Source organism: Flavobacterium chungbukense, assembly GCF_020805785.1.
GTDB classification, from domain to species: domain Bacteria; phylum Bacteroidota; class Bacteroidia; order Flavobacteriales; family Flavobacteriaceae; genus Flavobacterium; species Flavobacterium chungbukense.
Genome location: NZ_JAJGZV010000002.1, coordinates 470,534 through 494,923, shown reverse-complemented (window position 1 = coordinate 494,923; position 24,390 = coordinate 470,534). Strand labels below are relative to the sequence as shown.

The following is a 24,390-nucleotide window of genomic DNA, read 5'->3' as shown; positions in this document are numbered from 1 at the left end:
AACAGATTTAAGCCGATTATGACAGATTTTTTTTAAAAATAATTATCTAAATTTAATCTGCTTAAATCTGCAAAATCTGCGTGAAATTTTTGTGCAGATTATTTGAGTTAGTTTTTAGAAAATTTCGCCTCAAAAGTTTTAAAACGATTGTCCAAATCTTTAATCAATTGTTTTTTAACCGATTCATCTTGAATAAAACTGTAATTGATGCTGTTGTAAACGTATTTTTTAATCGTTTCATAATTAACATCCGGATATCTTTTGGCTAACAAAACATATTGTTCTGTCATATTGCTTCTTAAAATTCCTGCATCGTCTGTACTGATTACAATTGGCACATTAAATTCTTTGTAAAGCGTAAACGGATGCCTGTTTTCTTTTACTTTCAAAATGAATTCGTTACTCACTAAATTAATCTCAATCGGAATATTATTTTTAGCCATATATTTCAACAAATCGTATGAATTAGATTCGTAAGCAATGTCAACTCCGTGACCAATTCGGTTAGCTCCAGCAATGTAAATCGCGTCATTAATATGCCAAGTTAATTCTTCTGGCTGAACCAAACCTAAAGTCAATTCGCCGGCATGAAGCGTATATTTTACATTTGGAAATTTAGAGTGACAGTATTTAAACATCACCATATGGAGCCAGTAATCTTTCATAGAATTTTCTCCATGTTCTGGAGAAACGATATTAACGCCAGCTGTCAGTTTACTTTCGTTAGAAGATATAAATGCTATCGTCAGATTTTTGAATAAATCAACAGGTTCCATAAAACGCAATACAAAGTTTTGATAACGCATTGTAAAACGTTCATCGTCGATTTTTAAATCTTTATGAAGTTTTGCTAAAAAGTTGTTATTGAAATCGTCAGCATATTTTTTAGCGTCTTTTTTCTGAAGTGATTTATACAATTCATCTAAAAGTTTCAAAACAGCTTTTTCATCTTTTTGAGTTGCAGCCTGACGCAATTTGGTATTAAAATCACTTAAATCAGAAACATTCATATCACACGGAATCGTTGATAATTGTGTTTCGATATAAGAAACATTTTCTGCAATGGCACGTTTTTTTAATTCGAGCATTCCTTCTGCAAAATGACCTTTAATTGTAGGTTCAAATTTCATAAAAGAATCAAAAAACTGATCGTCTGAAGGTACAGAGCCGTTATAATCTTTAACTGACCAAGTTTGCATAATTTGCTGTTGGTAATAATCAAGTTTTCCATCATTTTTTATAGAAGAAAAAGTCTGCCAGTTTCCATTTGCAGGTTTGGTTTTTGAAACCGCCATAGTTTCTAAATTCAAATAAAAATCTTCTGCAATAGCTCTTTCTAAAAGCGGTTCTGCATAAACGGATCCTGAAAAATGGTGGTGCAAATCGCCTCCTTTTGGCATTTGTTGAAAAAAAGCTGTTAAGAGAGCTTCATTATTTCTGATTTTTTCTAAATAACTTTCAGCCGATTGAGAAAAGCCGATTTGTGCTATAAAAATACAGAAAAGCGTAATTATCCTTGTCATACTCTAAGATTAAATTACGCGCAAATATACGACTTTTCGGAGAGATTTAAAAATTTTGTTTTTGAAGGGACAAAGTAACAAAGGTTCAAAGTGGCAAAGTTTCTAAAGAAATGATTAAATAAAAAAAGACGCACAGTTGTGCGTCTCTATATTAAAACCTTTGCAGCTTTGTCACTTTGTAGCTTTGTAACTCAAGAAAAAAGCACATCACGAATTTCCTCAACCTTATCAAAAACACTTTTTGCAAAAGGACAAAGTGGAATAATTTTTACATTGTTGGCTCTTGCATATTCTACAGCGGCTAAAACCAGTTTTTTACCAACACCTTTTCCGTTAAAATCTGGACTTACTTCTGTGTGATCAATAATAAATTTGCTGTCTCCTGTCCAAGTGTAGGTCATTTTTCCAGCTTCTTTGCCATCTTCTACGGCTTCAAAGTAGCCTTTTTTAGTGTCGTTTATTTGTTGAATTTCCATATTATTTATACTAAAGAAGTTTCTATTTTAATTGTATTGATAAGTGTTTTATGAACAGGACAACTGTTGGCAATTTTCAAAATTCGCTGTTTTTGAGCATCATCTACATTTCCTGTAATTAAGATTTTAGTTGAAAATAAAGTAACGGTATGTTCTTCATTTTTTTCAAAATCTACCCAGATTGAAAGTTCCGAAACATCCCAGGCTTTTCTGTCTATATACATTCGCAACGTAATTAAGGTGCAGGAAGCGAGAGAAGAAGCCAGAAGTTCAAACGGACTAAATCCTAAATTTTTTCCACCTATTTCCTGTGGCTCATCTGAGATAAGAATATTGCCCATTTTAGATGTTATTTCTGTGCGATATTTTCGTGTGTCGATTGTTGCTTTTACGGTATCCATAAGTTATTTGATTCTTGGTTCTGGTAATGGAACAAATTCTGTTTCGCCTGGAACTTTTGGGAAAGTTTGTTCTGTCCAGTCTTTCTTAGCTTTTTCTATTAATTCTTTATCCGAAGAAACAAAATTCCAAAAGATAAAATGTTCTTCAGGAAATGGTTGTCCGCCAAAAATATAAACGGTAGAATTTTCTGCAATTTCAAATTCGCAGAGAGAAGCTTCAGTTGTAATTAAAATTTGTCTCGGATCATAAACATGTTCGCCATTTTTGATACTTCCTTCTAAAATATACAAACCGCTTTCGCCGAATAGATGGCTTCCAATATTGATTTTTTTCGCTTCTTTGCTTTTAATTTCAATAAAATATAGCGGACTATAAACAGGAACTGGCGATTTTTTGCCAAATGCTTCTCCTGCAATTAATTTGTATGAAACGCTATCTTCTTCCCAAGCCGGAATATCATCTGCTTCAACATGTGTAAAATTCGGATCCATTTGTTCCAATTCTTTTGGAAGCGCCACCCAAATCTGCAGTCCGTGAAGCATTTTATCTGACTGTCTTAAATACTCTGGCGTTCTTTCAGAATGAACGATTCCTTTTCCGGCTGTCATCCAGTTTACTGCGCCTGGTTTTATTTCTAATTCTGTTCCTAAACTATCGCGGTGCATAATACTTCCTTCAAACAAAAATGTCAGAGTAGAAAGTCCGATATGCGGATGTGGAGGAACATCCATATTTTCATGATCACTTAGATGTGCAGGTCCCATATGATCGATAAATACAAATGGTCCAACAGCTCTTTTTTCACGGAAAGGCAATAATCGTCCTACCATAAAATTGCCAATATTGGCGGCACGTTCTTCGATAATTAAACTGATATTTGACATGGTATTTTTATTTGATTTGAAAACAAAATTAGAGTAACTGCGCTTGTTTGTAACTTAATTTAGATTAAGAAACTTGTTTTTAGATTTATAAAAGTAAGGAAAATCGTTGATTATGCTTTGATTTAAAAAGATAAGATTCGTAAAATGAATATTTATGTATTTTGTAATCAGGGATTTGAAAAAAAAATATTTATTTGATTACTTTGATTTCTGTATATAAAAATATTTTTGCAGGTTTTGGATTTCCTTTTGTTGTAAAGTCTTTAGGAATTCCTGGTTCTTTTTTAAAATATCCTTTTATTTATAATTTTAGAGGTAAGGTTTTTCCATCCCAAATATTATCAGCATCTAATAATTTGCTATTTACTCTCTCAAGATAAATGTTTGATGTATTGTTTTTATTCTCGATTTTCCATTGAGCACAAGGACAGTCTATCGCAGAATAGGAAACGATTAATATCTCTTCATTTTTAGTTTGAAAACTGAAAATAAAAAAGGAAAGAAGTAAGCAAAATAAAAGACTCAGCTTAAATATTAATTTTCTCGTATACCACATGAATATTTTTTTTTATATAAGTTATTTAACCAACTCAAATTCTAAAACTTCACTTTCAGTCCCATTGATAATAATTGATAATTGATGCGCTCCCGTATGAAAAACTCTCGTCGTAATCAATTTAAAAGACTGGTTTCTTTCAATTTTGGTTAATTGATTCGGCTGGTAAATTTTCTCACTGATTTTGAAGACTTTTTTCGCCAAATGCCCTTTTGCTTTTTTATAATGAACGGCATATTCTAAACGAATCGTTTTCGGAACTTCATTTTTATTATTTAAGTGAAAATGAAACTGAAGATAGTCACCAATTTTTACAATAGGCGTTTTAATTTCAAAAGACGAAAGTTCAATATTAGTGCTTTCTAAACCATAATGACTTAGAATTTCAGGATGACCTTGTTTTAATAATGTTCGACAGCCGTGTTTAATAATTCCGTCGGTTTCTTTGCTGTGTCCTTTCCATTTGTTGGCTATTTCTAGCACAATTTGCGGATTATCTTTTGCAATATCATTTAAGTTATTGGCAACGCTTCGGCGAACATATTCTGAAGGATCATTTTTTAAATTCTCTAAAATTGGAAGAATGGAAGAAGGATCTTTTTTAAGAAACGGAATCGCCATTGCCCAAGGTAATCTAGGTCGTGAACCTTCACTTGCCAAACGTCTAACATGATGATTTTCGTGTAAAGACCATTTAATCAACTCGTTAATCATTTGTTCTTTATATTTTAAAATAAAAGAACGAACGGCAAATTCACAGCTTATAAATTGAGTTATAGAAACAAAGGCTTTCGCCGAAGTTTTAAAATCATCTAATCCATAGATTTCAATATAATCAGCAAAAAATATGAAAGCCAGATTGCTGTCTGCAAAATTATTTCTCTTTAAATTTTCGATTATTTTGTCAATTAAAGAAACGGCTTCTGGAAAATTCTGTGGCATAAATTGATGAAATACAACCGTAGTATGTTTCATTCTTTCTTTCCATTCTTTTTGAGTAAAATCACCTTCGTAAATTGCCTCAATAAATTTTTGTTTGCTGAATGCCGGATGTACTTCGGCGACAGCCTGACTAAATTTTTCGTAAAAAGAAAACGAGTAAATATCTTTAATTAATCCCATAAATTTTGCTTGATTGAACTTCAAAGATATTTAATGTTTTTAGTTTTTTTACCATTAAGATATTAAGTTTATTAAGATTATGAACGATATTTAGGATTGTTGTTTTTAAGGTTGAAAGTGAAAAACTTATGTTTATGGTTTAATTAGAAAATTAAGTAATTTTAAAGAAAAGAAAGTTTAATTTCTGTTTATATCTCAATGATTTAAAAATAAAATTTTAATGTTTGAAATAACTTTTAGCAGAAAGGAAACTTTCAAATCCATAAAATAAGTTCTAATTTAGCGTATTATTAAAAATAAAAAAATGATAAGTAAAGTTCAGTTTCAATCAGAATTACAACTATTGATAAGCAATGCTATTAGAGAAGATGTTGGCACAGGCGACTACAGTTCACTTGCGTGTATTCCAGACACTGCTCACGGTCAGGCAAAATTACTGGTAAAAGATCAGGGAATTATTGCTGGCGTTGAACTTGCTAAGATGATATTTGAATATGTAGATCCGAAATTAAAAGTAAAAACATTTATTGAAGACGGAACGCACGTAGAATACGGAGAAGTTGTTTTTGAAGTTTCTGGAAGTTCGCAATCTATTTTAAAAGCCGAAAGAGTAGTTTTGAATACGATGCAAAGAATGTCGGCTATTGCTACAAAAACAAGTCATTTAATGCAACTTTTAGAAGGGACAAATGCTAAAATCTTGGATACGCGCAAAACAACTCCAAATTTTAGAGTAGCTGAAAAATGGGCCGTAAAAATTGGAGGTGGAGAAAATCATCGTTTTGCTTTGTATGATATGATAATGCTAAAAGACAATCATATTGATTTTGCTGGCGGAATTACACTTGCAATTAAGAAAACCAAAGAATATTTAAAAGCCAATAATTTAGATTTGAAGATTATTGTTGAAGCTCGTAATCTAGATGAAATTAGAGAAATTTTATTGAGTGATGGCGTTCATAGAATTTTAATTGATAACTTTAATTATGAAGATACAAAAACGGCAGTAAAATTGATCGGTACAAAATGTCAGACTGAATCGTCTGGGAATATCAGCGAAAAAACAGTTCGCGAATATGCATTATGTGGAGTAAATTATATTTCGTCAGGTGCTTTAACACATTCGGTTTACAATATGGATTTGAGTTTAAAAGCTTTTTAGTGAAGCTATAAGTTTTGAGTTATGAGTTTTGAAATCTAAAATCTGAACTCAACAATCTAAAATCAAAAAATATGTCGCAAGAGATAGAAGCTCGGATTGAGAAAATACCAGTGGTACGTTCTTTAGCCCGACTTTTGAAGAAAATTACATTGCCTTGGCTAGAGGGATTTTCGCTGTATGATTTGCTTGAAATGTATACTTTGGGGATTCTTGAAGGGGCATTTTCTTATCATGCAAGTGCTGTTTCTTTTAGTTTTTTCATGGCATTATTTCCTTTTGCTTTATTTATTCTAAACTTAATTCCGTTTATTCCAATCGAGAATTTTCAGGAAGATTTTCTGCAGTTTGTACAGCAGAGCGTTCCTCCAAATACTTACGATGCTATTAATAAAATTATCAGCGATATTTTAAATAATAGTCACTCAGGATTGTTATCATCTGGATTTTTACTTTCTATTTTCTTAATGGCAAACGGAATTAATGGAATCTTGAGCGGTTTTGAATCTTCTAAACATGTCTTTGATAAAAGAGGTTTTTTTAGCCAATATTTGGTTGCATTGGCAATTTCGCTCGTAATGACGATTATTTTATTCGTTACAGTGGCTACAATTGTTGTTTTTGAGGTTTTTATTCAAAAAACAATTATTCAAGATGTTCTAAGCGATCGAATTCCGTTAATTATTTTAGGAAGATATTTGTTTGTAATCTTGATGATTTTGATAACATCTTCAATATTATTACGTTATGGTACAAAGCAGTACAATAAAGTGCCATTTATTAGCATTGGATCTGTTTTTACAACCATGTTAATTGTTATATCTTCATTCTTTTTTGGGATTTGGGTTATAAAATTCTCAAAATATAACGAACTTTACGGTTCTATTGGAACATTATTAATTCTAATGTTTTACATTTGGATAAACTGTATGATTCTGCTTTTAGGGTTCGAATTGAACGCTTCAATCAGAAAATTAAAACAAAAAAAACAAAAATAATATGAAAAATTTGATGCTAACTATCGGAGTGTTCTTCTTTGCCCTGACCATGCAAAGTCAAAGTGTAATTGGAAAATGGAAAACGATTGACGATGAAACAGGAGAAGCAAAATCTATAGTAGAGATTTATGAAAAATCAGGAAAAGTATATGGTAAAGTAGTAGATATTCTTCGTGATAGTCATAAAAAAGATGTTTGTGTTAAATGTGAAGGAGCTGAAAAAAACAAACCAATTTTAGGAATGGTAATTATGAATGGTCTTAAAAAGGATGGATCTGAATATAATGGAGGGACAATTTTAGATCCGACAAGTGGGAAAAAATACAAATGCTATATTACATTAGAATCTGCAGATAAATTAAAACTTCGCGGTTATGTAGGAGTTTCTTTGATGGGAAGAACACAATACTGGACGAGAGTGAAAAATTAATTCAAGATAATAGATGCGAAAATTAACTTCGATAATTTTATTCTTAGTTGTAGTTTCAAATATTTTTGGACAATCTAAGAATTCGCCATTACAAATAAGTCATCTTACGGGTGACTTTTATGTTTATAGAACATTTAGCGATTACAACGGAACCAAGATTTCTGCCAATGCCCTGTATCTAGTAACAGATAAAGGTGTTGTGTTGTTTGATGCTCCTTGGGATAAAACTCAATTTCAGCCTCTGTTAGATAGTATAAAAGCAAAACATCACAAAGAAGTAATTATGCTTTTTGCTACACATTCTCATGACGATCGTGCGGGAGGGTTTGACTTTTATAGAAAAAAGGGAATCAAAACGTATTCGATTAAACTAACAGACGATATTCTTAAAAAAGAAAATAAACCTAGAGCAGAAATAATCATTCCAAATGATAAAATTTTTACGGTTGGACAGCATACTTTTGAGGTGTATTATCCGGGAAAAGGTCATGCGTCTGACAATGTTGTGGTTTGGTTTAACAAAGAAAAAGTACTTTACGGCGCTTGTTTTGTAAAAAGTACCGATGCTAAAGATTTAGGTTATTTAGCTGATTCTGATGTCAAAGAATGGAAACAATCTATTGGCAGAGTCAAAACGAAATTTAAAAATCCAAAATATATTATTCCTGGTCACGAAGATTGGAATAATTTGGAGTCTTTAAATCATACTTTGAAAATGGTTAATGCCTATTTGGCACAAAAAGCTACAGGAAAAAAGTAATTTTGCAATCCTATTATATAGTACATGTTTTTTATTGAAGTTATTTTACCGCTTTCCTTAGCAAAAACTTTTACCTATCGTATTTCTGAGGCCGAATATCATTTCATTAAAAAAGGAATGCGCGTTGCAGTGCCTTTTGGAAAAAGTAAAATATACACGGCTCTAGTTTTGGATGTTCATGAAAATGCGCCAACATTATATGAAGCTAAAGAAATCCATCAAATATTAGATGAAAAACCAATTGCAACTGAAATCCAGATTAAGCACTGGCTTTGGATTGCTAATTATTATATGTGCGGAATAGGTGATGTGTATCGCGGTGCCTTTCCGAGCGGATTGTTATTGGAAAGTGAAACTATTATATCGCATAAGCCAGATGTGATAATTAATGATAGTGAACTTTCAGATGACGAATTTTTAATTTACGAGGCGCTGCATCATCAGAGTTCTTTAAAAGTACAAGAGATAGTTTCGATTTTAAACAAAAAAAATATACTTCCTACTCTTCAAAAATTAATTGCCAGAGATGTCATCTTTTTAGAAGAAGAAATCAAAGAAAGCTATAAGCCAAAATTAGTTCGATATGTCAAATTGCATTCTAAATACGAATCTGATAATGGTTTGCAGGAATTGCTAGAGGTGTTGAAAAGCGCGAATAAGCAAAAAGAAATTGTTCTGACTTATTTTCAGCTTAGTGCTTCTGAGAAAAAGCCAATAACAGTTAAAAAACTTACTGAGGCTTCAAATTCTACCTCAACAACGGTAAAAGCTTTAATAGAAAAAGAAATCTTCGAAGAATATTTTTTACAGCATGACAGGGTTACTTTTAATGGAGAAAAATCAGAAAAAGAACTTCAGTTAAGTGAAGCGCAGGAAACTGCTTTTACTTCAATAAAAAACAGTTTATTAGAAAAAGAAGTTTGTCTGCTTCATGGTGTAACTTCTAGTGGGAAAACAGAAATTTATATTAAATTAATTGAAGAATATCTGCAAACAGGCAGGCAAGTTTTGTACCTGTTGCCAGAAATTGCATTAACAGCTCAATTAGTTTCTCGTTTGCGCCTTCATTTTGGAGACAAAGTAGCTGTTTTTCATTCTAAATACAGTAATAATGAAAGGGTGGAGGTTTGGAAGCAAACACTTGAAAATTCTGAAAAAGCACAAATTGTAATAGGGGCGAGGTCGGCCTTGTTTTTGCCTTTTAATGATTTAGGATTGTTAATTGTAGATGAAGAGCACGAACAAACTTTTAAACAAACAGATCCTGCGCCAAGATATCATGCGAGAGATGCTGCTATTGTTTTGGCAAATTTTCATAATGCAAAAGTGGTATTGGGTTCGGCAACTCCAAGTATTGAAACTTATTTTAATGCTCAAGCTGGTAAATATGGCTTAGTTACACTTTCGCAACGTTATAAAAATGTTCGAATGCCAGAAGTTGTTTTGGTCGATTTGAAAGACAAACATTTTAGAAAAAGAATGACAGGACATTTTAGCGATCTTTTGATTGAAGAAATTGCTGAAGCTTTATCTTTAGGTGAGCAAGTGATTTTGTTTCAAAACAGAAGAGGATATTCGCCTATCATTGAATGTATGACCTGTGGACATGTACCTCATTGCCAGCAATGCGATGTAAGCTTAACATATCACAAGCATAAAAATCAGCTTCGTTGTCATTACTGCGGTTATTCGATTGCAAAGCCTACAAATTGTCACAGCTGTTCTAGTATAGACTTAACTACGAAAGGTTTTGGTACAGAACAAATTGAGCAGGAATTGATTTCGTTATTTCCAAAAGCAAAAACAGCTCGTATGGATCAGGATACGACTCGAGGTAAATTCGGTTTCGAGAAAATTATTGATACATTTAAAAATAGAGAAATTGATATTTTGGTAGGCACACAAATGCTAGCCAAAGGTTTGGATTTTGATAATGTTAGTTTAGTTGGAATAATGAATGCAGATAATATGTTGCATCATCCAGATTTTAGAGCTTTTGAACGAAGTTTTCAAATGATGACCCAAGTTGCAGGAAGGGCCGGAAGATCTGAAAAACAAGGAAAAGTTGTAATTCAGACTTACAATCCAAATCATAATACCATTCAGCAAGTTACAAACCATAATTATATAGGTATGTATAAGGAGCAGCTGTATGACAGGCAGATTTATAAATACCCTCCTTATTTCAGGATTATCAAACTGACTTTAAAACATAAAGATTACGATAAATTGAAAGAAGGTTCAATGTGGCTGTATCAGGTTTTGAGCCAAAATTTAGGAATGCCAGTCTTAGGTCCGGAAGAGCCAGCAATAAGCAGAATCCGAAATGAATATATTAGAACGATCTTAATTAAGATTCCGCAGAACTTGCATTTAGCAAACACAAAAAAAACTATTCAGAAAATGCTGAATAGTTTTGAGGCTGTTGCTCAATATAGAGCTATAAAAGTTGTCGTGAACGTAGATTTCTATTAATTATTTAAGAAGGAGTAGAAAGCGCTTTTACTAAATCTTCTTTTTTATTACGGCTTAAAGGTATTTTGGTAATACCAATTTCTGCAAATTTACTATTAAAGCGTTCTACCTTATCTATATTAATAATGTATGATTTGTGTACACGAATAAATTTATCTTTTGATAAATCATTCTCAAAAGACTTCATAGTAGATAGAACCAGATTACTGTCGTCTTCTGTAACTACTCTAACGTAATCACCAAAAGCCTCAATCCATTTAATTTTAGAAGTAAAGATTTTAAGTTTTTTAAGATTACTTTTGATGAAAATGTGTTCACCTTCTTCTTCTTTGATATCTTTTTTAAGAAGGTGCATATCAATTGCTCTTTTTACAGAGGCATTAAAACGATCTACGGCAATAGGTTTTTGCAGATAATCAGTGGCATCATAATCAAAAGCTTTTAAAGCGTATTCTGCTTTAGAAGTAATGAATATAATCTGAGGTTTAGATTTTAGTCCGTCCAGGAAATCAAAACCATTTATAACTGGCATTTCAATATCAAGAAAAATTAGGTCGATATTATTTAAAGAAATACAGCTTTTTGCTTCAATTGCATTAGAAAAATCTCCGATTAAATGCAATCCGGGATGATTATTTACCAACTTGGCAATAATCGTCCTTTGTATAGAACTATCATCTACAACGACACAGTTTAGTTTCATAACTTTAAATTTAGAATAAATTCAGGATAGCAATAGTAAAAGTAATGGTTTTTTTGGAAAAAAAACTAAGGTCGACGTATATTTTTTGCATTATGACGAATAAAAGAAGAAATATGTTGGTTATTTAAAATTAATGATTACTTTTGCACCCAATTTTAACAAATAAATATTGTATTTATGAATCATTATGAAACTGTTTTCATTTTAAATCCCGTTTTGTCTGAAGTTCAGGTGAAGGAAACAGTAACGAAATTTGAAGAATTTCTTACTAGTAGAGGAGCTGAAATGGTATCGAAAGAGGATTGGGGTCTTAAAAAGATGGCTTACGAAATCCAAAACAAAAAAAGTGGTTTTTACCACTTATTCGAATTCAAAGTAGCTGGAGAAGTTCTAATTGCTTTTGAAACTGAATTTAGACGTGACGAAAGAGTTATGCGTTTCTTAACTGTAAGTTTAGATAAACATGCTATTTCATGGGCGGAGAGAAGAAGAGCTAAATTAAAATCTACTAAAGCGTAATTATTATGTCTACAATTGAGCAATCTGCAAAAGGAAAAAAAGACGGAGATATCAGATATTTAACGCCTTTAAACATTGAAACTAACAAAACTAAAAAGTATTGCCGTTTCAAAAAATCAGGAATCAAATACATCGATTATAAAGATGCTGATTTCTTATTGAAATTCGTAAATGAGCAAGGAAAAATTCTTCCTCGTCGTTTAACTGGAACTTCATTAAAATACCAAAGAAAAGTTTCTGTAGCTGTAAAAAGAGCACGTCACTTAGCTTTAATGCCATACGTGGCCGATTTATTAAAATAGTATAAAAAAAATCTAGTCGCTGGTTTCTGTTTAAGCAGAACCTAACTTCTAAAATATAAGGACAACAACATGGAAATTATTTTAAAACAAGACGTACAAAACTTAGGATTTAAAGATGATGTAGTATCTGTAAAACCAGGTTACGGTCGTAACTTTTTGATTCCTCAAGGATTCGCTTCTTTAGCTACTCCTTCTGCTAAAAAAGTTTTAGCTGAAAACTTAAAACAAAGAGCTCACAAAGAAGCTAAAGTTGTTGCAGATGCAAAAGCAACTGCTGAAACTTTAAAAGCTCTTGAAATTAAAATCAGCGCTAAAGCTGGTGGAGAAAAACTTTTTGGTTCTGTTACTAATATCGATATTGCTGAGGCATTAGAGAAATCAGGTAACGCTATCGATAGAAAATTCATCACAAGCGGAATCGTTAAACGTACAGGAAAATACAATGCAAGCATCCGTTTACACAGAGATGTAATCGTTGAATTACCATACGAAATTGTTGCTGAAAAGTAATAGTTTTAAATACTATACAAAAATCCCGATGTAAATCGGGATTTTTTTGTTTAATACAAGACCAATATTAATAATTAGACTTATGATTGAAGGTTTACGGCATATTGCTTAAAGTCTACAGCGTACAGCGTAAAGCCTAAAAAAAAATGAAATACGCAAGATTAACAAAAGAACAGTTTGACGAATTACATGCTGAATTTGCTAGTTTTTTGGCAACTCAGACAATAGATAAAAAAGAATGGGATGAACTCAAAATCAATAAACCGGAAGTAGCAGAGCAAGAGCTGGATGTTTTTTCTGATTTGATTTGGGAAGGTGTATTGTCTAGAGCAGAATATTTAGAACATTTTTCTAAAAACCATATCTTTTTGTTCCATTGTTTTGATACTTACATTCAGTCTATAGTTTTAAAATCACTTTCTCCAGAAACCGATTTTTTGACTAAAGACGGTTTGCAATGGTTAAGTGATAATATGTTTACAGATCATATTGAAATGAAAGTAGGAAAGAAAGTATTTACCGAAGAAAGGAATATTTCTATTTTTGAATTGATTAAACAAGGAGCATTTTTAAGTGATGGTCAGCTTTTTAATCAAATAAATACGATTATTGAGTCTTAAATTGTAAAATGCTCATTTTGAAAAGCCAAACGATTAATCGATAATTGTTTGGCTTTTTTTATTTTTTTAACTTTTGTTTAAACTTTTTGCTTTAAAAGAGCAGGTATTTCTACGTGTTTATCTTTAATCTATCAATCTTTTTAGAATTCATGATCTTTTGAACAGTTCGTCGACTGCTTGGTACTTAAAGCGGATAGTTTTTGAGTAAATATTTTAAAAATTGTAAGAATTTATTTTCTTTTTTATTTTTTAACATATTTTCGTCGATTTTTTGTTTAAGAAATATATGGCAACATAATTTTGTTAAAGTAGTTGATTTTTCTGATGTTTTTTAAGACTACAAAACTTATAAGTAGGTACGGTATTATAAATTATAGGAATTTTATGCTTGTTTTGTGTTTTTGTTTTATTTAATTTTAGAATACCAAAGTTAAACAAAGTTTTGGCTTTTATGTTTTGACAAAAAATGAGATGATGTAGTATGTTTTTCGTTAGAATAAAATCTTGTCATTTTAAATTTTTGGAAATTCAAAATCACTAATAACTTAATAAGTCTGTCTATGGAGTTGACAATTACTTTCTTTATCAAATTTACTTTAGTTGCTTGTTTCGTTTTAGCTTTAAATTATATTTTACGCTTAATTCGTCATCACGATAAATTAGGTTATACTTCGCATTTAGAATTTTTATCAAAGTTTATATTTTCAAATTTTCTGTTTTTATCATTTCCGTTTCGACGGGTTTGTTAAATACGGAAGATTTTACTATGAAAAGAATTAAAGAATATTTTGGTTTTTTAGAAAACTAATCAATCTAAAAAACAAAGAAAGAACTAATCAGCTTTCATTAAAAAATGTTCGTCTAAATTATATAAAGAGAATTCCCCAATTCTGCTTAAACTAAAAATTTTCATTATGAAAATTAGACCTGCAACAAATCACTCCTCTTGGAAAACTGACTACAATCATTTTTCCTCCAAAAAAACGGAATGTATTTTATCTCGTCGAGATAAGATTTGTTCTACGGTATGTTTCGATGTACCGAATTCAACATAATTTTTTTCTGAAACGATTTTAAAAACTTGTTTTTAGGTTTTTATATTTTGTTTTAACTGTATGATTTCTAATTGATTGTTTAATTGCGTAGGCATATATGCCTATTGCGAGAGGTGTTTTATTGTCCATTTTCTAATCTTCCAAATTATGAAAAAAAAATTTACTTTTTGTAATCTCAAACTACACAAGAGATTATTAGGGCTTTTAACGTTGTTTCTAATATGCAGTAATGCATTTTCACAAACTGTTTGTAGACCTACGTCTGAAACAAATAGTCAAGGTGGATTGCTGTGTGTTGGATTAAATGTTGATAGTCCTGCCAACGCTTATGATAGCGCAGGCTTAAGCACTTTTGCAACCCTAACCAGCGTGGTCGGGGTAGGTTGTTTTGTTGAAGAGACATTAAATTTAGGTCAGACGGCGAGAGCTGGAGATCAAATTGCTATTTATTTTGGTACTGGCAATGGTCTTCTTGATGTAAGTTTGTTGTCGAATGCTTCGATTCAAACTAAATTTAATGGAACTAATGTCGGTTCGAGTGTGGCTTTAAATAGTCCGCTTTTAAATTTGAATTTACTTACGGGTAACACTGTCGCGGTGGCAAAGTATACTTTGACAGGCGATGCGAATCAAGTGCAAATTCAGGTTGGTGGGCTTGTAAATTTATTAACCGTCCTTAGAATTTATGATGTTCGTTTAGAATATGCGCAACCAACTGTTGCGGGAGGTTTAACACAAACAGTTTGTTCTGGATCTACAGCTACGCTTACCGCAACACCAGCCGCAGGAACTACTATAGCGTGGTATGGTTCTGATTCTTCTACAGCTGCATTAGCAACAGGAAATACTTTTACAACTCCTGCATTGACTAATAATACTACATATTATATAGGAATTTCAAGAACAACAGGATGCGAAGGAAATGTTCGAGTACCTGTTGTTTTAAATGTTTCTAATCCAGTTGCTCCGGCAGTTAGTAATACAGGAACGACAGTTTGTTCTAGTGGAGTAACACAGCAAACAACTTTGTCACTTGTAAATGCTATTCCTGGAACAACATATTCTTGGTATTCTACAGCAACGGGCGGAACGGCCTTAGCAACAGGAACTACATACTCGCCAACGGTTCCCTTAGGTACTACTTCTTTTTATGTTGAAGGAGTTATAGGAACTTGTATTAGTCCGACTCGTACTCAAGTAAATGTTGTTTCAACAGCAATTCCAGCTACTCCAACAGTTTTAACACAAAGTGTTACAATTCAATCTGGACAAAATGCCACTCTAAGCGCCTCAACTTCTGAAGTTGGTGCACAATTAAATTGGTATGATGTACCTACAGGAGGAACAGCAGTTGCAACTAACACAGCAACTTTTACAACTCCGATTTTGACTGCTACTAAAACTTATTATGTAGAGACACAAAGTCCAAACGGAAGTTGTGTAAGTGCTGCCAGAGTTCCTGTGTTAGTTACAGTTCAAGCAGCTGCATTAGTTGGATGTCTTGAGGCTGGAAGCCAGCAGATAGTTCAAAATGGTTTATGTTTATTGTGTAGTTCTACCAATCCAAATAATGCTGTTGATGGAAATCCAGCAACTGCAACAAGACTTACTGTTCCAGTCGGTTTGATAAATGGTTATGTTCAGCAAACATTACAATTTAATAATCCTGGAAAAGCTGGAGATATTGTAGATGTCGAAATGGAACTACCTGGAGGTTTAGCAGATGTTTCATTATTAGGAGTTGTTAGTTTAGCGACTTATAATGGTGCGACTTATAACAATGATAGAATTTCGATAAATAATTCTTTAGTTACGTTGCAACTTTTAAGCGGTAATCGTTTTAGAGCTAGCGTTACGGCTGGAGCAAATTTTGACCGCGTCGAAATTAGATTGGGAGGTTTGGCAACTGTATTGACTAACGCTGATATTTATCAGGCAACCTATAGATTTAAAGCGCCAACTATTTCTGGTAACACAACAATTTGTAGTGGCCAAACTGCTACAGTGACAGCTGCACTTGCAGTTGGTGAAACTGTAAGCTGGTATAGTGCACCAACCGGAGGAACTCCATTGGCTTCTACAGCAACATTCACAACACCAGCTTTAACAGCACCAACAACATATTATGTGCAAGTTACAAGAAATGGTTGTGTAAATAGTGAAAGAAATCCAGTTCAGATATTGATAACTAATCCTGTACAACCTACGGTTACTGTACCGCCAACAACAATTTGTAGTGGACAATCTACTACATTAACTGTTCAAGCGCCAGTAACTGGTACTGTATATAATTGGTATGATGCTGCAACAGGAGGTAATTTAGTATTTACGGGTACTTCATTTACAACTCCTGCATTAGCTGTAAATACAAGTTATTTTGTGGAAGCAGCTATTGGAGATTGTACATCAACTACTCGTACTGCGGTAAATTTAACGGTTAGTCCAGTACCAGCTACACCAACATTTGCATCATCAAATGTTATTATTCAATCTAACCAAACTGTTACATTATCAGTTCAGAATCCGGTTGCTGGAGTTACTTATAATTGGTTTGATGTGCCAACGGGAGGAGCTTCTGTAGCCACTAATACAACTTCTTACACACCAAATCCTGCTTTAACGGCAAATAAAACATATTATGTGGAAGCTGTTAATACCGCAACTGGATGTGCTAATTCAGCAAGAGGGGCTATTACTGTTACTGTAATCGCAAATGCAAGTACTTGTTTACAAGCAGGAACACAGACGACTGTACTTAGTTCTGGTGTTGCTTGTGTATTATGTGGTGCAACAAATGATAATGATTCTGTTGACGGGAATATAAATACTTATGCTCAATTGACTATACCAGTTGGAGTTGTAGGAAGTTATATTCAACAAACACTTGTTTTTGCAAATCCAGGACAAACTGGCGATATTATAGATGTTGATTTAGAGTTGCCAGGTGGTTTAGCAGATGTAACATTGCTAGGATCTGTAAGTCTTGCAACATATAATGGAGCTACTACTTATAATAATGATAGAACTGCTATTAGCAATAATAGTTTAGTTGGTATTCAATTATTATCTGGAAATAAATTTAAAGCTAGTTTTAGAGCAATTGCACCATTTGATAGAGTTGAAGTTAGATTAGGAGGTCTTCTTAACTTATTAACTAATTTATATATCTACCAAGCGTCATACAGATATCCAAATGCTACCATTTCTGGGATCGGAGCTACAGCGCCAATTTGTGTTGGAGGTACTGCCTCATTAACTGCCTCATCTACAGGAACAGAAACATATACTTGGTATGATGCTGCGGTAGGAGGAAATATAGTAGCTGTAAATCCGACAGCTCCTTTAAGTGCTTCAACAACATATTATTTACAAGGAACAAGAGGAACTTGTGAAAACAGTATTCGTCAGGCAGTCACAGTGAACGTATTGCCAATTCCAACGGATGCAGATATTGTAATTCCAAGTTCTGCTGAAGCTACCTGCGCGGGTGGAGTTGTTTTAAATCCATCAACAGCTATTGCTGGTGCACAATTTAGATATTATACAGATCAAAATAAGACTCAGGAAATTCTAACTGGAACTACTGTAGTAGGTCAGCCGGGAGTAACTTTTACAAAAGATGCTACAACAGGAGCTTTGACTATTGCAGGTTTAAATGCAGCGGGATCGCCATTTAATTATTTTATTGCTGTTTCAAATGGAGGAACTTGTGAAAATGTAAACGGCACATTAAAACAAGTAACGGTTAATTTTCCGTCAACTACTATTTTAACTGTAAATGCTAATCCAGCACCAGGCTGTGGTAGTTTTAATTTAAGAAATGCAATTACGAATTTTGATTCTACAGGAAATACTACCTATACTTTTTACAATCCTTCAAATGTTGTAATCACTGCTGATGCAGCAGCCAATATTACAACAGGTGGTGTATATGCAATTGAAGCTCAAGGTACTGGTGATACTTGTCCTGCTGTAAGACAAAACGTAACAGTTGTTATTAACGCTTTGCCAAGTTTAGTGGTAACAAATCCTCAAGAATCTGTAAATGTAGGGACGAATGTGACTTTAACAGCAACTTCAACAGGGACAGTGACTTGGTTTGATCCACAGGGAAATGCTTTAACAGGACCAACTTTTACAACTGGAGCTTTAAATACGCCGGGAGTTTATACATACACAGCTGTTGCAAGTGATGGAATTTGCAGTAGAACAGCAACAAAAGTGATCAATGTAATTGATTTAAGTAATTGTCAATCATTAGCAGAACGTGTTTATGCAAATGGACAAACTTTTGGATCAGTACTTACAGGAAATGTAACTAATGGAGCAAATGCTGTTGATGGAAATCCACAAACATTCTCAACCATTACAACTGGAGTCGGACTTTTAGGAGTTGGTACTACTTGGCAGAGTTTGACTTGGCCAGCGAACATCGTAAAAGGAACGCCTGTTACAGTTAAATTAGGATCAGAATATAGCTTATTAGCTGTTGGTCAGAATTTATCAGTAATTGGAACAAAAAATGGAGTTGATATTGGAGCAATGCAATCCGTATCTGGTTCATTATTGAATTTAGTCTCAGGAGATAATACGTATGAATTCACTTTTGTACCTTCAGATGCTTCAGGTCCGCAAGACTACGACGGAATCAGAATTCAATCTGCTTCACTGTTAAGTGTGGCTCAAAATACAAAAGTATTTGATGCTCATTATAACAGACAAGTTACAGCAGTGGCTTGTACTCCTGGAGATATTCAGGATATTTTCTACGGAGCAACAGATTTAGGTCTTCCTGTGGGAGCTGTTACAGCTGCTGTAGGAGTGAGCGATGCTTGGAATATTGCTGATAATGACGTAACGACTTTTGCAACTATGTACAGCGGAGTTGGCGCATTAGCTTCAGCGGACTTAACAGTGCAATTTAAAACTCCTTCTATAGTAAGTGATACTTTGAGAATTGTCATTTCTAAACCAGGAACACTTTTAGATGTCAATTTGCTTACTGGATTTACAATTCAGCGTTATTTAGGTAATGTTGCTGTTGGAGCTCCAATTCAGAATACAAGTACATTATTAAGTATAAGATTACTACCAGGAAATTCTTTAGCAATGGTATTAGTATCTTCGCCAACTGAAATCTACGATAGAGTTAGAATTCGTTTAGGTGGCGTTGTTGGTGTATTGGATTTCTTAAGAGTTCATACAGTAGAAAGAACAGCAAATACAACCGTTATTGGTGCCGACCCACAAAATAAAATAACGGTTTGTCCAGGAAGTACCATAACACTTCAAATACCTCAAGACGCTTGTTCTACTTATATTTGGTATGATGCTGAAACTGGTGGAAATTCGTTATCTACGGGTATTTCTTATACATTGCCAGCTAATTTACCAGCAGGAATATATAAATATTATGTACAGCCAGTACGTTACGGCTGTGAAACCTTTGCAAGAGGTGAAGTTACAGTTGAAGTAAAAGCTTCAGCTCCAGTTAATGCTTTAACAGATATTACTTTGAATGGAGGAACATCAACATCTGTTTGTACAGCTTCAGGATCAGTAACTTTAGCAACAAGTTTAAGCGGAACACCACTTTTGACAAATCCGATTTATTCTTGGTATAGTTTTGACGGAACTACAAGTCAGCTTATTGCAGGAGAAACAACAGCACAATTAGTAGTAAACGGACTAGCTCCAGGAACTTATACTTATTATGTTGGAGTAAGTTCAGACCAATTTTGTTTAACTGCAGCTGCAGATAGAAAACAAATTACGTTTACAATCTTGCCTCCTTCAACAGCAAATGATATTTTAGTTGATGACGTTACAGTCTGTCATGATGCAGCTGCAACATTAACTCCAACTGCGCCGACATTAACAAGTCCTGTATTTACTTGGTATTTAGATGCTAATAAAACACAGCCAATTGCTAATGGAGCAGTTATTAATGGTGTTACTTACACCATAAACGCGGCAGGTGAACTAACAGCAACAGGATTAACAGAAGCTATGAGTCCGATTACGTATTATGTAGCGGTTTCGAGCACTAATACCTGCGAAAATCTTGCTGGAACCTTACAAGATGCGGTTATATTGATTAACGATCCAAACACACCAACAACTGTAGATGATACGCAAGATTTCTGTTTGTCTGCTGCACCAACAGTTGCTAATATTCAAGTAAATGAAACAAATGTTGTTTGGTATACTACAGCTACAGGAGGCTTGCCACTTGCTTCTACAACTCCTTTAGTAAATGGAATTTATTATGCGGGAGCAACAGATGTAGTGATTGGCTGTGAAAGTAGTGTGAGATTAGCTGTTACAGTAACAGTTAATGACCCAGGAACACCAACATTGGTAACTGCAGGAACACAAAATTTCTGTTTAGAAGACGCACCAACTCTTGCAAGTATTCAGACAAATCAACCTAATATTGTATGGTATACGGCTTTAACAGGCGGAACTTTAATTCCATCAACGACAGCTTTAACAACAGGACAATATTTTGCAGCGATTTCAGATCCGACATCTACATGTGAAAGTGCTGTTAGATTAACAGTTGATGTGATTGTAAACAATCCGGCAACTCCAACATTGGTAACAGCAGGAACACAAAACTTCTGTCAGGAAGATGCACCGACATTTGCAAGCATTCAGACAAATGAAAGTAATATAGTTTGGTATACAGCTGCAACAGGCGGAACTTTAATTCCCTCGACAACAGCTTTAACAACAGGACAATATTTTGCGGCGATTTTAGATCCAGCAACAGGCTGTGCAAGCGCTACAAGATTAACAGTTGATGTGATTGTAAATGATCCAGGAACTCCGACATTGGTAACAACAGGAACGCAAAATTTCTGTCAGGAAGATGCTCCTACATTTGCAAGCATTCAGACCAATCAGGCTAATATTGTATGGTATACAGCTTCAACAGGCGGAACTTTAATTCCATCAACTACAGCTTTAACAACGGGACAATATTTTGCAGCAATTTTAGATCCAGCAACAGGATGTGAAAGCGCTACAAGATTAACAGTTGATGTAATTGTAAATAATCCTGCAACACCAACATTGGTAACAGCAGGAACGCAAAACTTCTGTCTTGAAAATGCTCCAACATTTGCGAGCATTCAGACTAACGAAAGTAATATAGTTTGGTATACAGCTGCAACAGGCGGGACTTTAATTCCATCAACAACAGCTTTAACAACAGGACAATATTTTGCAGCGATTTATGATCCAGCAACAGGCTGTGAAAGCGCTACAAGATTAACAGTTGATGTGATTGTAAACAATCCTGCAACTCCGACATTGGTAACTGCAGGAACACAAAACTTCTGTCAGGAAGATGCACCGACATTTGCAAGCATTCAGACAAATGAAAGTAATATAGTTTGGTATACAGCTTCAACAGGCGGGACTTTAATTCCTTCTACAACAGCTTTAACAACAGGACAATATTTTGCGGCAATTTTAGATCCAGCTACTGGATGTTCAAGCGCTACAAGATTAACAGTTGATGTAATTGTAAATGATCCGGGAACACCGACTTTGGTAACAGCAGGAACACAAAACTTCTGTCAGCAAGATGCTCCTACATTTGCAAGCATTCAGACTAATCAGGCAAATATATTTTGGTATACAGCTTCAACAGGCGGAACTTTAATTCCATCAACGACAGCTTTAACAACGGGACAATATTTTGCGGCGATTTCTGATCCAGCAACTGGCTGTGAAAGTGCTACGAGATTAACGGTTAATGTAATAGTAAATGATCCGGGAACACCGACATTGGCAACAGCAGGAACACAAAACTTCTGTGTGGTTAACGCACCAACATTCGCTAGTATTCAGACTAATCAAAGTAATATTGTTTGGTATACAGCTGCAACAGGCGGAACTCCAATTCCATCAACAACAGCATTAACAACAGGACAATATTTTGCGGCAATTTCTGATCCTGCAACAGGATGTGAAAGTAGTACTAGATTGACTGTAAATGTAACGGTAACAGATCCATCAACACCAACTACAACTGCAGCTGCTCAAACTTTCTGTTCAGGAACAAATCCAACAGTTGCAAACATTCAAGTAAATGAGAGTAATGTAATTTGGTTTACAACGCAAACTGGTGGTACAGCTTTGGCTTCTACAGCAACTTTAACTACAGCAATTTATTTTGGAGCTATAAAAGATCCAGTAACAGGTTGCGAAAGCAGTGTAAGATTGCAAGTGGCAGTAACAGTTGGAAATACAATAAATCCAACAACAAATAATGCTGCTCAGACTTTCTGTTCAGCTAATTCGCCAACAATTGCTAATATTCAAGTAAATGAAAGCAATGTAACTTGGTACACTTCTGCAACAGGAGGAACGCCAATTGCGGCAGGAACGGCTCTAGCTTCTGGAATTTATTTCGGAAATATTGTAGACGCTACAACAGGTTGTGAAAGTACAACTCGTTTACAAGTTACAGTTACGGTTGTTGATCCGACAGGAACTCCAACAACAGCAAATGCAACTCAAAATTTCTGTACTTTAAATTCACCAACAGTTGCTAATATTCAAGTAAATGAAGCAAATGTAGTTTGGTACAGAACAGCAACAGGAGGAACGGTACTTCCAGCAACTACAGCGCTTACAACTGGTATCTATTATGGTGCAGTCTCTAGTGCAGTTGGATGTGAAAATCCAGTAAGATTAGCAGTAACGGTAAATGTAAATGCACCAAGTGTAGTGACAACACCGAGAACAAATCAGACATTCTGTTTAAATGCTGCGCCAACACTAGCTAATATTGTAGTGAATGAAGCAAATGTAGTGTATTATGCAACTGCAACAGGCGGAACAGCATTGCCAGCCAATACGCCTCTTACAGCAACGACTTATTATGCTGCTGCGTTGAGTAATACAACTAACGGCTGTGATAATGCACCAAGATTGGCTATTACAGTTTTATTCGAAAATGACGCTTCATATCAAATTACAACAACAGATGATACTCCATGTGTTTTCAAAGGTGTAACTTATTCAATTGCTAATGGAAAATCTAATTATCTATGGACAATTGTTGGAGGAACAATAGTTTCAGGGGGTTCTACAGCAGATGGTTCTGTAACCGTTTCTTGGTCAGATATTGGACCTGGAACAGTAACAGTGGCTTATGTAAATACTTGTGATGAAAGAACAATCAAAACTTTGAATGTTAGTGTATCAAGTTGTTCAGATTTAACGATCACAAACACAGTTGATAATCCGACTCCAAATTTTGGCGAGCAAGTAACATTTACTATAACAGTAAATAATGTTGGTGAAGGTGATTTCATCAATACAATTGTAAGTAATCTAATTCCTAGTGGTTTAGAATTGGTAAGTTCTTCTGCAACGACAGGAGTTTACGATCCTACAACACAACTTTGGACGATACCAAGATTAAATGCAGGTCAAAGTGTAGTACTTACAATTGTGGCAGAAGTGTTGCCAGGCGGTACTTATACAAGTACAGCAACTGTAGAGACTTCGACTCCTTTGGATGTTGATGCATCAAATAATTCAGCTTCTGTAACATTAGAACCAATTTGTTTAACAGTTTACAATGAGTTTACGCCAAACAATGATGGTAAAAATGATTTATTCAGAATTGATTGTATCGAAACACATCCAAACAACGAATTGAAAGTATTTAACAGATACGGAGCATTAGTGTACAGTAAAGTGCATTATGAAAATGATTGGGACGGAACTGCAAATGTATCTGGAGTTGTTAATAGAGGAGATATGCTGCCAACAGGTACTTATTTTTATGTGATAACCATTGGAGATGGAACGGTTAAAAAAGGCTGGTTGTCTATTATGAGATAAGCGACTTCTATTAATCAAATTAATTAACT

16 protein-coding genes are annotated in these 24,390 nt (G+C 34.1%); 10 read left to right on the top strand and 6 right to left on the bottom strand.

Going from position 1 to position 24,390, the window contains the following annotated elements; translation table 11 throughout:
• Positions 1-107: 107 nt before the first annotated feature.
• The 5 genes from LL966_RS07380 to LL966_RS07360 all read right to left on the bottom strand — a co-directional run bounded on the left by LL966_RS07380 (position 108) and on the right by LL966_RS07360 (position 4,963).
• Complete coding sequence (locus LL966_RS07380; protein ID WP_229351794.1) at positions 108-1,523, bottom strand: amidohydrolase family protein; 1,416 nt, start codon at positions 1,521-1,523, stop codon at positions 108-110.
• A gap of 191 nt (positions 1,524-1,714) precedes the next feature.
• The gene (locus LL966_RS07375) at positions 1,715-1,999 is read right to left on the bottom strand and encodes a GNAT family N-acetyltransferase (protein WP_229351792.1); all 285 of its coding nucleotides are present in this window, start codon (positions 1,997-1,999) and stop codon (positions 1,715-1,717) included.
• Positions 2,000-2,004: 5 nt separating this feature from the next.
• A complete protein-coding gene (locus tag LL966_RS07370) occupies positions 2,005-2,400 on the bottom strand; it encodes an OsmC family protein (protein ID WP_229351790.1) in 396 nt (131 codons plus the stop codon).
• Positions 2,401-2,403: 3 nt separating this feature from the next.
• Positions 2,404-3,285 (bottom strand): pirin family protein, encoded by an 882-nt coding sequence (locus LL966_RS07365; protein WP_229351788.1) that lies wholly within the window; start codon positions 3,283-3,285, stop codon positions 2,404-2,406.
• Between the two features lie 577 nt (positions 3,286-3,862).
• The gene (locus LL966_RS07360) at positions 3,863-4,963 is read right to left on the bottom strand and encodes a DNA alkylation repair protein (RefSeq protein WP_229351786.1); all 1,101 of its coding nucleotides are present in this window, start codon (positions 4,961-4,963) and stop codon (positions 3,863-3,865) included.
• 304 nt (positions 4,964-5,267) lie between these two features.
• Between LL966_RS07360 and nadC the strand changes: the two genes are divergently transcribed.
• The 5 genes from nadC to priA all read left to right on the top strand — a co-directional run bounded on the left by nadC (position 5,268) and on the right by priA (position 10,785).
• A complete protein-coding gene (nadC, locus tag LL966_RS07355; RefSeq protein WP_229351784.1) occupies positions 5,268-6,125 on the top strand; it encodes a carboxylating nicotinate-nucleotide diphosphorylase in 858 nt (285 codons plus the stop codon).
• A gap of 71 nt (positions 6,126-6,196) precedes the next feature.
• A complete protein-coding gene (locus LL966_RS07350) occupies positions 6,197-7,120 on the top strand; it encodes a YihY/virulence factor BrkB family protein (RefSeq protein ID WP_229351782.1) in 924 nt (307 codons plus the stop codon).
• A 1-nt stretch (position 7,121) separates the two neighbouring features.
• The gene (locus tag LL966_RS07345; protein ID WP_229351778.1) at positions 7,122-7,550 is read left to right on the top strand and encodes a DUF2147 domain-containing protein; all 429 of its coding nucleotides are present in this window, start codon (positions 7,122-7,124) and stop codon (positions 7,548-7,550) included.
• 13 nt (positions 7,551-7,563) lie between these two features.
• Positions 7,564-8,310, top strand: coding sequence for a subclass B1 metallo-beta-lactamase (bla-B1-FLAV, locus tag LL966_RS07340; protein WP_229351776.1), 747 nt, complete (start codon positions 7,564-7,566; stop codon positions 8,308-8,310).
• 24 nt (positions 8,311-8,334) lie between these two features.
• Positions 8,335-10,785 (top strand): replication restart helicase PriA, encoded by a 2,451-nt coding sequence (gene priA, locus LL966_RS07335; RefSeq protein WP_229351773.1) that lies wholly within the window; start codon positions 8,335-8,337, stop codon positions 10,783-10,785.
• A 4-nt stretch (positions 10,786-10,789) separates the two neighbouring features.
• On the opposite strand, the gene LL966_RS07330 is transcribed toward priA, so the two are convergent.
• Entirely contained in the window at positions 10,790-11,488 is a 699-nt protein-coding gene (locus LL966_RS07330) for a LytR/AlgR family response regulator transcription factor (RefSeq protein WP_184163564.1), read from the bottom strand.
• Between the two features lie 177 nt (positions 11,489-11,665).
• Here LL966_RS07330 and rpsF point away from each other — a divergent pair, with 177 nt between their 5' ends.
• The 5 genes from rpsF (at position 11,666) to LL966_RS07305 (ending at position 24,361) form a co-directional block, all read left to right on the top strand.
• A complete protein-coding gene (rpsF, locus tag LL966_RS07325; protein WP_007810575.1) occupies positions 11,666-12,007 on the top strand; it encodes a 30S ribosomal protein S6 in 342 nt (113 codons plus the stop codon).
• 5 nt (positions 12,008-12,012) lie between these two features.
• Complete coding sequence (rpsR, locus tag LL966_RS07320) at positions 12,013-12,309, top strand: 30S ribosomal protein S18 (protein ID WP_002987043.1); 297 nt, start codon at positions 12,013-12,015, stop codon at positions 12,307-12,309.
• A gap of 69 nt (positions 12,310-12,378) precedes the next feature.
• On the top strand, positions 12,379-12,819 hold the full coding sequence (gene rplI / locus LL966_RS07315) for a 50S ribosomal protein L9 (RefSeq protein ID WP_229351770.1): 441 nt from the start codon (positions 12,379-12,381) through the stop codon (positions 12,817-12,819).
• Positions 12,820-12,965: 146 nt separating this feature from the next.
• Complete coding sequence (locus LL966_RS07310; RefSeq protein ID WP_229351768.1) at positions 12,966-13,439, top strand: DUF6495 family protein; 474 nt, start codon at positions 12,966-12,968, stop codon at positions 13,437-13,439.
• 1,202 nt (positions 13,440-14,641) lie between these two features.
• A complete protein-coding gene (locus LL966_RS07305) occupies positions 14,642-24,361 on the top strand; it encodes an Ig-like domain-containing protein (RefSeq protein WP_229351766.1) in 9,720 nt (3,239 codons plus the stop codon).
• Positions 24,362-24,390: the final 29 nt, after the last annotated feature.